The organism is Gilvimarinus sp. 1_MG-2023 (assembly GCF_030548285.1).
In genome coordinates this window covers 1-239 of record NZ_JAUOSC010001624.1, presented here as the reverse complement: position 1 = coordinate 239, position 239 = coordinate 1, and the positions used below count along the sequence as shown (strand labels likewise).

Annotated in this window: 1 protein-coding gene; it reads left to right on the top strand. The window is 58.2% G+C overall.

Annotated features, from left to right (window positions below; genetic code table 11):
• Positions 1 to 239: FAD-dependent oxidoreductase (locus Q4563_RS22290; protein ID WP_303606097.1), on the top strand; the 239-nt coding region annotated here is incomplete at both ends.

Below are 239 nucleotides of genomic sequence, written 5' to 3'. Positions count from 1 at the left end.
GCCGTGCACTACCGGCTGCGCAACCAGCCAGACACCGACACCACAACCATCCGACTCGACACCGACCTGGTCGTATTTGCCACCGGTATTTTACCCAACCGGGAACTTGCCGCCGCCGCCGGGATAACCACCCGCCGTGGTATCTGCGTCAACTCGCATATGCAAACCTCAGACAGCCATATTTATGCACTGGGCGAATGTTGTGAATTTGAAGGACAAACCTACGGCCTGGTCGCCCC